The sequence below is a fragment of the Kribbella sp. NPDC050124 genome, assembly GCF_044460355.1.
Taxonomy (GTDB): Bacteria; Actinomycetota; Actinomycetes; order Propionibacteriales; family Kribbellaceae; genus Kribbella.
The window spans coordinates 236017-249087 of record NZ_JBITJU010000005.1; the positions used below are offsets into that span (position 1 = coordinate 236017).

The window sequence follows — 13071 nt, forward strand, 5'->3', positions numbered from 1 at the left end:
GGTATGACCTCCCAGTCGACTACTCGATCAGCGGTGCGTCAACCGGGTTGGTTCAGCGCCGAGCGGGCCGCCTCGCGTCCGGCGGCGGGGTCTTCGGCGGCGAGGGCTGCGGTTGCGGCGGCACGGCATTGGTCAAGGGTCACCGTGGCCAGGCGGGCGCCGACGGCGGGGAGGGCGGCGGTTGCTGCTGACAACGACGTGATGCCGAGGCCGACGAGAACGCAGGCCAGCAAGGGATCCGCGGCCGCCTCGCCGCAGACGCCGACGGGCTTGCCGGCGGCCTGGCCCGCGCGGGCGACCTGGGCGACCAGCGCGAGATGCGCCGGCTGCCAAGGGTCGGTGAGGTTGGCCAGGTCGGGTGACAGCCGGTCCGCGGCCATCGTGTACTGGGTCAGGTCGTTCGTGCCGATCGACAGGAAGTCGACGTGGTCGAGGACGCGATCGGCGAGCAGGGCGGCCGCGGGAACCTCGACCATCACCCCGGCGACGAGGCCGCGGCTGCGGGCGCGCTCGGCGAAGAACCGTGCGTCGGCGACGGTGGCGACCATGGGGGCCATCACCCAGGGCTGTTCGCCGGTCCGCTCCGCGGCCTCGGCGATCGCGTCGAGTTGGCGGTCCAGGATGCCCGGATCGGTGAAGGCGAGTCGCAGGCCGCGGACGCCGAGCGCCGGGTTCGGCTCGTCGGTCGCGCCGGTGAACGCGAGCGGCTTGTCGGATCCGGCGTCCAAGGTCCGTACGACGACCTTCCGGCCGGCGAATGCCCGCAGTACCTCGGCATAGAGGTCGGCCTGCTCGTCGACGGTCGGCTCGGTCTCGCGGTTGAGGAAGGCCAGTTCCGTCCGGAAGAGGCCGACGCCCTCGGCCTGGCTCTTGGTGGCCTGCTGGGCGGACGCTCCGTCCTGTACGTTGGCGAGGATGCCGACCGGGTGACCGTCGGCGGTGCGGCCGGGGCCTTGCCAGGACGCGGTCGCGGCACGTTGCGCGGCCGCGTCCCGGACGGCTGCGAGGGCCATGGTCTCGTCGGGCTCGACCAGGATCTCGCCGGTCTCGCCGTTCACCAGAACCGGCGTACCTGCGGGGATTTCGGGAAGGTCGGTGACCGCGACGACACAGGGGATGCCGAGTTGCCGGGCGATGATCGCGGTGTGGCTGGTGGGTCCGCCGAGCCGGGTCGCCAGCGCGACGGTCAGCTCGTCGAGGCCGGCAGTGTCGGCGGGGGAGAGGTCGTCGGCGATCAGCACGGACGGCTCGGCCGGATGCGGTACGCCGGGCTCCGGTTGGCCGGTGAGCTCGGCGACGATCCGGTCGCGGATGTCGTGCAGGTCGGTGACCCGCTCGGCCATCAACCCGCCGAGCTGGGTGAACAGGGCGGCGAACTGGTCGGTCGCCCCTACACAAGCGTGGACGGCGTCGGTGCCGGACTGGATCCGCTGGGCCGCCGCCGCGGCGAGGCCGCGGTCGCGTGCCAGGTCGGCGGTCGCGCTGAGCACCTCGGCTGCCGCGCCCGAAGCGAGTCCGGCGCGGGCGGCCAGCCGTTCGGCGACGGTCGCCGCGGCGGCGTCGTACCTGGCGACCTCGGCAGCCCGGTCCGGCTCGGCGACGGTGGTCGGGGCCGGGATCGCCGCGCGCGGCTCCGGGCGGATGAGCGGGCCGTAGCCGACGCCCGGTACGACGGGAACGCCCTTCGAGATGTGGTTCATGACGGGTCCTCTAGCTCGACTGGATTGCCAGGACGTTACGAACAGAGGTCTTGACATGTCAATAGATCGGGCGTAAAACCAACTGAAACAACACAAAATCCCAACGAAACAAAGATCTGGAGTCGATATGTACGCGGAGGAGCGGCAGGCGGCGATCGTCGGCAAGGTCCGTGAGCAGGGCCGGGTCACGGTCAGCGGCATCGCGACCGACCTCGGCGTGACGACCGAGACCGTGCGCCGCGACCTCGCTCAGCTCGAGCGGGCCGGCCTGCTCCGCCGGGTCCACGGCGGCGCGGTGTCGACCACCGCGCTGACCGTGATCGAGCCCGGCGTCGCCGAGCGCGACGCGACCCAGGCCGACCAGAAGGACCGGATCGCCAAGGCCGCGATCGAGTTGCTGCCGGGCAGCGGCGGCAGCGTCCTCCTCGACGCCGGTACGACGACCGCCCGGATCGCCTCGCTGTTGCCGGTGGACCGCCAGCTCGTGGTCGTGACGAACGCGGTGCCGATCGCGGCCCGGCTCGGCGCGTCGGACAGCGTCCGCCTGCACCTGCTCGGCGGGCGGGTCCGCGGTGAGACGCAAGCAGCTGTCGGCGATCAGACTGTCCGATTGTTGACCGATCTACGCGTCGACCTGGCCTTCATCGGCACCAACGCGCTGACGGTCGACCACGGTCTCACCACCCCGGACACCGACGAAGCCGCCGTGAAACGCGCGATGATCGCGGCCGCCCACCAGGTCGTCGTGGTCGCCGACTCGTCCAAGATCGGCCGCGAGCACCTGGTCCGCTTCGCTTCCCTCGACGACGTCGACGTACTCGTCACCGACGACGAGATCGACCCGGCGGTAGTCCGCGAGCTCGAGGCCCGCGAGGTGGAGGTGGTGATCGCATGATCGTCACGTTGACGGCCAATCCGAGTGTTGATCGGACGATCGAGCTTGCGGGGGAGTTGCGTCGGGGGGAGGTGCAGCGGGCGATTTCCGTGCGGAGTGAGCCGGGTGGGAAGGGCGTGAATGTTGCCCGGGCGCTCACGTCTGCGGGGGCGCCGGCGATTGCGGTGCTGCCTGCTGGTGCTGATGACCGGATGCTGGCTGCGTTGCGCGATCAGGCGGTTGCCTACCGGGCGGTCGACGTACCGCATCCGGTGCGGGTGAACGTGACGGTGGTCGAGCCGGACGGTACGACGACCAAGCTCAACGAGGCCGGGACATCGCTGACGCCGGAGGTGCTCGACGCTCTGGTTGCCGCCGTACTGCGGGAGTCCGCCGATGCTCGGTGGGCGGTGCTGTCGGGGTCGCTTCCACCTGCTGTGCCTTCAGACTTCTACGTCGATCTGGTCGCCGCGCTGCATGAGCAGGGATGTGCGGTTGCGGTCGACACGTCTGGCGAGCCGCTGCGCGCGGTCGCGGCGGCCGCTGTCCAGCCGGATCTGCTCAAACCGAACGCCGAGGAACTCGCCGAGCTCACCGGGTACGACGTGGCGCGGCTCGAGTCCGACCCTGCTTTCGTTTCCGAAGCAGCCCGTGCGCTGATCGCTCGCGGCGCCGGTGCAGTGCTCGCGACGCTCGGCCGGCACGGAGCGGTGCTGGTCGACGGCTCGGGTACTGCGTGGCTCGGGAAAGCCGAGGCGGTCGTACCGATCAACACCGTCGGCGCGGGTGACGCCACCCTGGCCGGCTACTTGCTTGCCGATCTGGCCGGAGCGGGGCCGGCCGATCGGTTGCGTCAGGCGGTGGCGTTCGGCGCCGCCGCAGTCCAGCTCGCCGGATCCGCGATGCCGCGGCCCGGTGATCTCCGTCCTGCGGGCGTCAGCGTCGTCGCCCTGGCTCCCCGTTCCGTCGCGTCGCCACGTGGCTGACGACGGCTGAGAGGAACTGCCATGTCCCAGATCATCCAGGCCGACCTCGTCGTACTCGACGAGAACCTCGGCAGCACGTCGCCGGACGTGATCCGTCAACTCGCGGCGCGGGTCGTCGAGGCCGGTCGGGCCACTGAGGTCGACGGGTTGTCCGCCGACGCGCTGGCCCGCGAGGGGCAGGCCGCGACCGGGCTGCCCGGCGGGATCGGGATCCCGCACTGCCGGTCGTCGTACGTCACCGAGCCGACGCTCGCGTTCGCGCGGTTGCAGCCCGGGGTGGACTTCGGTGCGCCGGACGGGCCGGCCGACCTCGTGTTCTTGATCGCGGCACCCGCTGGTGGGGATGCCGATCACCTGACCCTGCTGACCGCCCTGGCCCGGTCGCTGGTGAAGCCCGATTTCATCACCTCATTGCGCGAGGCAACCACCGCCGACGAGGTGGTCACCCTGGTGCAAACAGCCGTCTCTCCGGCAGCACCTACTCCCGCCCCCGCGCCTGCCCCCGCCGCCACGCCCACTCCTACCGAGGAGCGGCAGGTTGTGGCGGTGACTGCTTGTCCGACTGGGATCGCGCACACTTACATGGCGGCTGACTCTCTGGTGGCTGCTGGTAAGCGGGCTGGTGTGAAGGTTCTGGTCGAGACTCAGGGATCCGGCGCCTCGACGCCGCTCGGGCCGGAGCAGATCGACGCGGCGGATGCGGTGATCTTCGCGACTGACGTCGGCGTGAAGGACCGCGGCCGGTTCGCCGGCAAGCCGGTCGTCGCCTCCGGCGTGAAGCGGGCGATCAACGAGCCGGACGCGATGATCGCGGATGCCCTCGCGGCAGCAGCCGACCCGGACGCACCCCGGGTGCAGGCCTCCGCGTCGACGGCGGCGCCGCGCCGGGATGCACGCTCCAGCGACGTCTCGTGGGGCGTGCGGCTGCGGCAGATCCTGCTCACCGGCGTGAGCTACATGATCCCGTTCGTCGCGGCCGGCGGGTTGCTGATCGCGCTCGGCTTCCTGTTCGGCGGCTACAAGATCAACGCGTCCGCGACCGACATCGTCGCGAACAATTCACTCGCCAACCTCCCGTCCGGCGGCCTCGCGCAGTACCTCGGCGCTGTGCTGTTCAGCCTGGGTGCACTCGCCTTCGGCTTCCTTGTCCCCGCGCTGTCCGGCTACATCGCCTTCGCGATCGCCGACCGTCCTGGCATCGCGCCGGGCTTCACGGTCGGGGTGGTCGCGACGACCGTCGGCGCCGGCTTCATCGGCGGCATCGTCGGCGGTCTGCTGGCCGGGTTCGCCGCGCTGTGGATCAGCCGGCTGAAGGTGCCCGCCTGGGGTCGTGGCCTGATGCCCGTCGTGGTGATCCCGCTCGGCGCGACGCTGTTCGCCGGCGGGTTGATGTTCCTGGTGCTCGGCCGGCCGCTGGCCGCGATCACCTCGGGCCTGGAGAGCTGGCTGAACGGCCTGTCCGGCTCGTCCGCGATCGTGCTCGGCATCGTCCTCGGACTGATGATGGCCTTCGACATGGGCGGCCCGGTGAACAAGGCGGCGTACGCGTTCGCCACCGCCGGCCTGGCCGTCGACAACCCGGCCTCGCTCAAGGTGATGGCCGCGGTGATGGCGGCCGGGATGGTGCCGCCGCTCGCGCTGGCGCTGGCGACCGCGGTCCGGCCGAAGCTGTTCAGCCCCGCGGAGCGGGAGAACGGCAAGGCCGCTTGGTTGCTCGGGGCATCGTTCATCACCGAGGGCGCGATCCCGTTCGCGGCCGCCGACCCGCTGCGGGTGATCCCCTCGATCATGTTCGGCTCCGCCGTCACCGGCGCGCTCGTGATGGCGGGTGGCGTGACGCTGTCCGCACCACACGGCGGCATCTTCGTCTTCTTCGCGATCGGCCACATCGCCTGGTTCGTGCTCGCGCTCCTCGCCGGTGCGGTGATCGGCGCGGCCGCGGTGACGGTCACCAAACAGCTCGGCCGCAAACCCGCCACCACTCAAGCTCGCACTGCCGTCACGGTCTGAAAGGAACTGCCATGTCCAGCACCATCGTCACCGTCGGATCGTCCGTCGGCCTGCACGCCCGTCCCGCGGCCCTGATCGCGGCCGCCGTCACCGAGGCCGGCGTACCGGTCACGCTCGCCACGAACGGCGGCGTACCGGTCGACGCCGGGTCGGCCCTGCTGATCATGACGCTCGGGGCCAAGTGCGGCGACGACGTCACCGTGTCCTGCGACGACGACGCGGTCCTGCGCAAGGTCGCCGACCTGGTCGCCGCCGACCTGGACGCTTAGGACGTCAGCTGCTCGCGGGTGGCCGTGAGGTCGGCGGCGATCGCCGCCTCACGGTCCCGGGCACTCGACTTGTACGACGCCAGCTCGCCGGCGGCCTCGTCCGCCTTCTCCTTGAGCCGGACGATCTGGTCCGCCGCATCCGTCTTCGCCTGGGCGACGTCGGTACGGGCCGACCAGAACCGGTGCGCCGCGACGCCCAGGATCACCACACCGACCACGATCCAGAACGGGTGCACCAGGCCCAGCCCGATCCCCACCACGAGACCGGTCACGGCGATCGCGATCGCCCCGCCCACCGACTTCACGGTCAGCGGCGGCGCCTCGGAGTTGATCTTCGCCACCGCAGCCGCCATCGACTGTGCGTCCGGACCGTCCGGGAGCACGGTGATGTCCCGCCGGCCGACCTTGCAGACGACCTCCGTCGGGACGAGCGCCCCGGCCGTCTTCGCCAGCTCCTCCGCCTCGGTCAGTACGTCGTCCGCCACCACCCGCAACGCGGTCGCCGACAGATGCGGCTCGTCGTCGCGTCGCAGGTCGGCCCGGAGCAGGTTCTCGATGGTGTCGACCGGGTCGGTGATCGCGGCGGCCGCGGCCGCGGTGTTGGTGATCCGGGCCCGCAGCGCGGCGACCCGGGACAGCGGCTCGCGTTCGTGCTCGCTGCCCTCGGAGATGAGCATCCGCAGCACCGACGACGCGCTGTCCGGGTCGGGTTCGCCGTACGCGAGATCCCGATCCGGCTCGCGTACGGCGGTGTCGCCGGCGACCGTGTCGACGGCGGCCCGGAGCTGGCTGAGCCGGTCCCGCGCATTGGCCGCGGTGGCGATCTCCTTGAAGCTGGGATGCCCGTGGCGCACCGCCTGAGCTCGGCTCACGACGGTCTCGACCCAGCTCAGTCCTTTGACGTGGTCTCGCAGCCGCTCGATGATCAGCGTCTGGCCGTCCGCGCCGAGTCCACCGCGTGCGCCGGTTGACCACAGCGCGCGCTGCAACCGGGTGACCTTGCCGTCGGCCGGCGTACCGAAGGCTGTCTCCAGCCAGGACGTCTGCACCAGGTCGCGCCGTCCCAGTGCGGCCAGGGCCAGGCAGAGGAAGATCGACGTACGGTCCTTGTCGAGCGCCATGGCCTCGGACAACGGCCCGTCCGGCAGTGCGGTCGCGTCGATGGACAGGCCGTGGATCGTCGCCACCGCCGGCTGCAACCAGTAGCCGGGTACTGCGGCTCCGGCGGCCGGCGGCTGCTGTCCGGAGGCGAGCGCGGTCAGGACCTGGCTCGCATGCCGCCGTACTTCGGCCGCGTCGGCGAACCCGATCAGCTCGTACCGGATGTCGGACAACTCCACGAACGCATCGAACGCGTCGCTCAGCTGCCGCAGCCGCGAGTCGAGGCTGCCCTGCAACTGCGACACCTTCGATCGCAGACTCGACGCCTCGGAGTATGCCCGCGACATCTCGCTCCGGAGCTCCTCGAGCTCCCGATCCTGCCGCCGCTCCACGTACCAGTCCGACATCCACAGCTCCCGTCCGGCCGACTTCTGCCGACCTAGCATCCCGCCTCGCGGGGTCGCCAGAAGCCATCGGAACGGGTGCGCCGGTCGGCGCACTGCCTGGTCGGTCCCCCTGTGCTGACCGGCAGTGCGCCACCCCCCGCACAACCTGGGCGAGAGGAGTTCGCCCTTGGTTCGAACGGTAGGTGGAGCCGGGACGGAAGTGGGTCCGGGAAATCCCGGGCATTTATTCGGTGGCCAGATCCTCGACCGTGACGACGCGGTCCTCGAGGGCGCGGCGGATCAGGGCCGCGATGCTGCCCGCCGGGCGGCCGAGGTTCGCGTACTTGATCCGGGCCCGGTCGATGTAGGTCTCGACCGTGCGGGCGCTGACGCCGAGCCGTTGGGCAGCGAGCTGCTTCGAGCCGGTCTGGAACCAGGCCCGCAACGCGTCCCGCTCCTGCATGCTGAGCCGGACCCGTTGGTCGGCCTGGATGGCGCCGGCCAGAGTGGGCGCCGTGTGCGGTAGATGAGCGGCCGCCTTGACGATCGCGGGGACCAGGTGTTCCGGCCCTTCGTGCTTGGTCAGGTAGGTGTCGACGCCGAGGCTCATGCAGTGCGTGATCGTCTCCGGGTTCGAGCTCGACGAGTACACGATGACCGAGCGGCCGGCGTCCACCAGCTCGGTCAGGGCGCCGTACTCGGGGACCGGGATCCGGCCGTCGCGGTCGTCGAGGTGCAGGTCGAAGATGACCACGTCGGCCGAGGCGGCCGGTCCGGTCCACAGTTCGGCGAGCCGGTCGCCGACGTCGATCAGCTCGATCGGCGGGACGGCAGCCGCGCACCACACCCGGACCCCGGCTGTGGTCGCCGGATGATCCTCCACGATCACCGCGATGATCGGCTTGCCCACTGCGCCTCCACCCAGAGCAGCCCGTCGAACCGCGTCGTACTCAGATGCACATTGTGATCGACTGGTAGCGGTACGTCGAGATCGGGCGCGTCGGCCACGACGCTCACCGCGAGCGAACCGTCGATCGACGACACGGTGATCCGGGCCTGGCTGGCGGCTGTTGCGAGCAGCATCAGCGGTGCCTCGGTCAGGTCACGCCGGACCTGCAGTGGGGGAGCTGACCAGGTCCCTGCGGTGGCAAGCGTGACGAGTACGCCGCGGCGGTCCGCGAGGTCCGCGCAGGCGCGGAGCTCGTGCAGCAGGGGGTCGGGTGTCTCGTCGTACTCGGCGAAGATCCGGCGCATCCGCGCGGCCTCGATCGCGCATCGGCGCCGTACCGATTCGTCTTGTGGATCAAGCGTTCCATCGGCCAGGCCGGCGAGTAGCGGGCCTGCCGTCGCGGACAGCTCGGCATAGCGCCGCTGGCGGCTCTCGTGGGTCTGCGTCGCGAGTTGCTCGGCTATGCGGACCTCCTCCGCGTCCCGCCGTTGCTGCGCCGCCTGCTGGGCGAGTGAGGCGAGCAGTGAGGTGGCGACCGCGACTGCGAGCGGGTAGCCCGCGCTGGTGATCATGCCCGCCAGATAGCCCGTCACGATGCCGTTGACCGGCAGCAACAGCATCCGCCCGATCGCTATCAGGTGATTGATCGCGAGGACGGCGACGACTTCCTTGAGCCGTTCACCGAGTACGACGAGGGCGAGCCAAGGCGCCGTACCGACGAACCAGTTGCTGGCCAGGGCGTGTGCAGTGTGCTCGACGCCGGAGGCGCTCAGCAGGCCGGCTGTGGCGATCACGGCGATCGCAGCCCACCGCCACCGGCCCCAGCCGAGGTTGCGCCTGAACAGGATCGCCCCGGTGACGAACACCAGCGACAACAGGCCGAATGCGATCAGTTGGATGCCGAGCGAGCGGTATTCGGAGAGGTTGCTGAACAGCGCGGCAGGCGCGAGCAGGAACAGCACGGCCGCCGTGATGATCAAGGTGGCAAGGCGCAGTTGGCGGTGCAGACCGCTGGCGGTCGAACCGGCCAGATCCGCTTGCCAGACTGCTGCCTCGTCGGTCGGCTCGGGTCGGCGTTCTGCGTGCCAGTCAAGGCGAACGACCGTGCCGCGCCCGGGCTGGGACTCGATGCTCGCCGTGCCGCCGACCGCCTGCATGGTCTCGACGATCGAGTGCGTGATCCCGCGGCGGGCGTCCGCCGTACCGCGGAAGCCGGTGCCGTCGTCGATCACTTCGACCTGTACGGCGTCGCTCGGCCGACTGACCCGGCAAGTCGCCGTACGGCGGCCGGAGTGGCGCAAGACGTTGGTCAGCGCCTCGTGGACAGCGTCTGCCAACGCGGCCACCACGTCGCCGGGGAGGGAGAGGTGGCTGTCGCCTTCGAGTCTGATGCTCAACGGACTGCGCTCGATGACGGCTGCCAGCGCGTCGCCGAGGTCGCGGTCTACCTTGGAGGGCAGGACTTCCGGGACTCGGGACAGAGCGGCGAGGTCCCGGGCGGCCTGCTCCGGCAGCCAGTCGTCGGTCGGGCGAACGTACCCGGCGCCGATCATCAGCAGGGTGGTCGACGAGGTGTCGTGCAGCATCCGGACTGCCCGTTGCTCGTCTGCGCGGACCGCGGTCGCTACTTCGCGTTCCCGCCGTACCCGCGAGGTCTCCTCAGCGGCCTGGTCTGCCAGTGTGCCGCCACGACGTACGAGCACCCAGAGCCAGCGGGACAACCCGGCCGAGACGAGCAACCAGATAAGGCCGACCACCCAGCCCTGCCAGTACTGCGGAGCCGCCCGCCACGCCCCGACCGCCACGGCGAGGTCGACGACCACCGTCGCACCGAAGCCCAAGCGGACCGAGGTGTGCAGCTGGTACGACACGCACACGAAGCTCGCCCAGCTGATCACCCACCCGGCGCCGACCGCCAGCACTTCCAGCCGCTCGGTCACCTCGAGATTCATCGCGACGAACGCCACCACCGCGACGTCCGCGACCACCAGCCAGGTCGCCGTACCCCGAAGCAGCCGCCAACTGTAGAAGCCACCCCACCCGATCACGAGCGCGACCAGCCCCGCCGCCCGCCACCGCATCGCCGGCTCCGCACTCAGCAAGCCGACCAGCCCGCACGACACCCCCACCGCCCCGTGCACAACGGCCGCATAACGCAACGCCAACCGATCCAGCAACCGCGTGGCATCGCCGGCACCTGGAGGCACCGGAGAATTATCGCCCGATCTGGGTAATACCGTTACCACTCGACGGCTATGACAACGATGTAACGGAGGACGGATGAGTCTGTCGCGGCATGTGGTGAGTGGGATCGGTACGGCGGAAGTGGGGTCGGAGTACATCCGGGACGTGGGGCGGAACTCGTTTCGGGGGCAGCACGGGCGGGGCGGACGTGAGACGGCGTACGTGGTGGAGACGGATCGGGGCGCGGTCGGGTGGGGGCTGCCGCTGTCCGTGGGGGATCCGAGTGGGGTGATCGGGCGGAACCTGGCGGGGCTGATCGATCCGGATCACGGGGTGATCGAGCCGGCGGCGGAGTTTCTGGACTACGCGTTGCACGATCTGGCGGCGCGGATTCTCGACGTGCCGGTGTACGCGATGCTCGGAAGTGCGGGGCCGGCCAAGGTGCGGTGCTACAGCGGTGGGATCTACCTGGACGACCTCGACCCGGAGGACGCGCCGGCCGGGCCGACCGCGATCAAGCAGAACCTGGCGCAGGACCACGAGTTCGGCTTCCGCGACTTCAAGCTGAAGCTCGGCCGCGGGTACCGGTGGATGCCGTACCAGGCCGGCCTCGACCGGGACATCGAGGTGACCCGGCTCGCCCGTGAGCTCTACCCGGACGCGGAGATCCTGGTCGACCCGAACGACGGCTTCAGCGTCAACGCGCTCACGTCGTACCTGGAAGCCGTCTCGGACTGCCGCCTGTACTGGATCGAGGAGGTGTTCGCCGAGCGCCGCGAGGACCTCGAGTTCCTGCGCGACCACCTGGCCACGCTGCCGTGGCGACCGCGGGTCGCGGACGGCGAGTTCGACCCGGACGCCGCCTACATCCTGCGGCTCGCCGAGGCCGGCCTGGTCGACGTCGCGCTGATGGATGCGGTCGGCTACGGCCTCACCGCGTGGCGCCGGTTCATGCCACAGCTGAAGGCCGCGTCCGCCGAGGGCTCACCGCACGCGTGGGGCGCGCCGCTCAAGACCCTGTACGCCGCCCACATCGCGGCCGGACTCGGGAACGTCCCCATCGTCGAGGGCGTCCCCGGTCACATCCTCGGCACCGACGGGGACGGCTACCAGCTGTCCGACGGCTACCTCGACCTGTCCGACCGGCCAGGCTTCGGCATCACTTTGGCAGGTAGTTCCAGATGAAGCTGCGGCGGCAGCTCGCCGGGTCCGGATGCGGCTTGTCGCTCATCCAGACCACGAGCTTGCCGTCCGGCCCGACGTAGCAGGTTGCCCCTTGGGCCCGCCACTCGCCGTCGGTCTTCGGGCTGGTGTACACCAGGTTTCCGGTGGCGTCGTACCCGTGAATCGTGTACGGCAGCGCAGTGGCGTCGGTGCGCGGGCCCCGGACCCGGACGTACGGGACCGCGGTGAAGAAGAACCCGTGCCGCAGCACCGCCTCGACCGGGGGCTGGTTGCCGACGGCCACGGTGACCCGGGTGATGTGCGCCGCGTAGGTGCCGGCGCCGATCATCCGGGTCTCCACCGCGCGGTAGAGCGGCTGGTCCACGCCGCTCGTCGTCGACTGGATCGGCTGGTCCTGGGCGTTCAGCCCGCAGGCCGTCCAGACGTCGAATGTCGTGTTCTTGACGATCACCCACGTGGCGGTGAAGGCGTTGGCGGGTGCGTTCGTGACCCTGAACCCGTCGACCACCTGGTAGCCCTCGCGCTGCTTGATCAAGGCTGTCCGGCTGCGGGCGAAGCAGATCTTGCCGTACCTGGACTTGTCAGCGGCACTCAACGGCTCGACGCTGACGGGCTGGGGGTTGCCGCTGACCGCGGGCTGGCTGTTGTCGCGTCGCAGCGCGGGCAGACCGATCGCCAGGCTGGCGATGATCGCGACCACGGCCGCGGCGGCGACCAAAGGGACGAACCTGCGCTGTGGCGTGGTGGCCGAGTCCTGCTCGACGATGGCGATCAGCTCGGCGCGCTGGCGGGCGCGGGCCTCGGGGCGGAGGTCGCGCTCCGGAGGGGGCATGGTCATGACTGCGGCTCCACGGAGGACAAGGGGTTGAGCTCGCGCAGGTGCTTGCGGGCCCGGGAGAGCCGGGACTTCACCGTGCCGATCGGGACGTTCAGTGCGACGGCGGCCGCCTGCTGGTCGAGGCCGGCCCAGATGCAGAGCTCGACGATCTCGCGCTCCTGCGCCGGCAGGTGCTTCAGCGAGGCGCGGGCCTGCTGGATCCGCCGGTCGTCGTCGAGCCGCCCGGCGACGTCGTCGGCGTGGTCACGGACGTGCTCGACCAGCTGGCGCGCGGCCGACAGCGCGCGGCGGTTGCGCAGCTTGGCGCGCCAGGCGTTCCGGACCGTGTAGTCCGCGGTCCGCAGCAGCCACGGCAGCGCGGAGTCCCGGTCCAGGACGACGTCGGTACGGCGGCGCCACGCGTGCAGGAACACGGTCGAGGTGAGGTCCTCGGCGTCACTCCAGGAGCCGGTCCGCCGGTACAGGAAGTTGTAGATTGCCCGGGCATGCCGGTCGTACAGCCGGCCGAACGCCTCGGAGTCGCCGCTGGTGGCCCGTTCCCACAGGCCCCGGTCCGAGATCGTCGACATGATGAGGCCATCCTGCACGG

Annotated in this window: 11 protein-coding genes; 5 read left to right on the top strand and 6 right to left on the bottom strand. The window is 70.7% G+C overall.

Annotated elements, in window-relative coordinates:
• Positions 1-38 precede the first annotated feature (38 nt).
• Positions 39-1700: a phosphoenolpyruvate--protein phosphotransferase gene (locus tag ACIBL3_RS15760; RefSeq protein ID WP_396354031.1), complete on the bottom strand. Its 1662-nt coding sequence runs from the start codon at positions 1698-1700 to the stop codon at positions 39-41.
• A gap of 127 nt (positions 1701-1827) precedes the next feature.
• Between ACIBL3_RS15760 and ACIBL3_RS15765 the strand changes: the two genes are divergently transcribed.
• Genes ACIBL3_RS15765 through ACIBL3_RS15780 form a run of 4 tightly spaced genes read left to right on the top strand, consistent with a single transcriptional unit; the run spans position 1828 to position 5839 of the window.
• Positions 1828-2595: a DeoR/GlpR family DNA-binding transcription regulator gene (locus tag ACIBL3_RS15765; RefSeq protein ID WP_396354032.1), complete on the top strand. Its 768-nt coding sequence runs from the start codon at positions 1828-1830 to the stop codon at positions 2593-2595.
• Complete coding sequence (locus ACIBL3_RS15770; RefSeq protein WP_396354034.1) at positions 2592-3560, top strand: 1-phosphofructokinase family hexose kinase; 969 nt, start codon at positions 2592-2594, stop codon at positions 3558-3560. The genes ACIBL3_RS15765 and ACIBL3_RS15770 overlap by 4 nt, the downstream gene beginning before the upstream one ends.
• Positions 3561-3581: 21 nt before the next feature.
• On the top strand, positions 3582-5570 hold the full coding sequence (locus ACIBL3_RS15775) for a fructose-specific PTS transporter subunit EIIC (RefSeq protein ID WP_396354035.1): 1989 nt from the start codon (positions 3582-3584) through the stop codon (positions 5568-5570).
• Between the two features lie 11 nt (positions 5571-5581).
• A complete protein-coding gene (locus tag ACIBL3_RS15780) occupies positions 5582-5839 on the top strand; it encodes an HPr family phosphocarrier protein (RefSeq protein ID WP_396354036.1) in 258 nt (85 codons plus the stop codon).
• On the opposite strand, the gene ACIBL3_RS15785 is transcribed toward ACIBL3_RS15780, so the two are convergent.
• From ACIBL3_RS15785 to ACIBL3_RS15795, 3 genes are all read right to left on the bottom strand, one after another.
• Positions 5836-7347 (bottom strand): hypothetical protein, encoded by a 1512-nt coding sequence (locus ACIBL3_RS15785; RefSeq protein WP_396354038.1) that lies wholly within the window; start codon positions 7345-7347, stop codon positions 5836-5838. The two genes, ACIBL3_RS15780 and ACIBL3_RS15785, sit on opposite strands and share 4 nt — an antisense overlap.
• Before the next feature lie 223 nt (positions 7348-7570).
• Complete coding sequence (locus ACIBL3_RS15790; RefSeq protein WP_396354040.1) at positions 7571-8236, bottom strand: response regulator; 666 nt, start codon at positions 8234-8236, stop codon at positions 7571-7573.
• Positions 8212-10482: a sensor histidine kinase gene (locus ACIBL3_RS15795; protein WP_396354041.1), complete on the bottom strand. Its 2271-nt coding sequence runs from the start codon at positions 10480-10482 to the stop codon at positions 8212-8214. Before ACIBL3_RS15795 ends, ACIBL3_RS15790 begins: the two co-directional genes overlap by 25 nt.
• A gap of 73 nt (positions 10483-10555) precedes the next feature.
• On the opposite strand from ACIBL3_RS15795, the gene ACIBL3_RS15800 reads away from it, so the two are divergent.
• A complete protein-coding gene (locus tag ACIBL3_RS15800; RefSeq protein WP_396354043.1) occupies positions 10556-11644 on the top strand; it encodes a mandelate racemase/muconate lactonizing enzyme family protein in 1089 nt (362 codons plus the stop codon).
• Here the strand turns inward: ACIBL3_RS15800 and ACIBL3_RS15805 are convergent.
• The gene (locus tag ACIBL3_RS15805) at positions 11619-12482 is read right to left on the bottom strand and encodes a hypothetical protein (RefSeq protein WP_396354045.1); all 864 of its coding nucleotides are present in this window, start codon (positions 12480-12482) and stop codon (positions 11619-11621) included. The two genes, ACIBL3_RS15800 and ACIBL3_RS15805, sit on opposite strands and share 26 nt — an antisense overlap.
• Positions 12479-13051: an RNA polymerase sigma factor gene (locus tag ACIBL3_RS15810; protein ID WP_396354046.1), complete on the bottom strand. Its 573-nt coding sequence runs from the start codon at positions 13049-13051 to the stop codon at positions 12479-12481. The genes ACIBL3_RS15805 and ACIBL3_RS15810 overlap by 4 nt, the downstream gene beginning before the upstream one ends.
• Between the last annotated feature and the right edge of the window lie 20 nt (positions 13052-13071).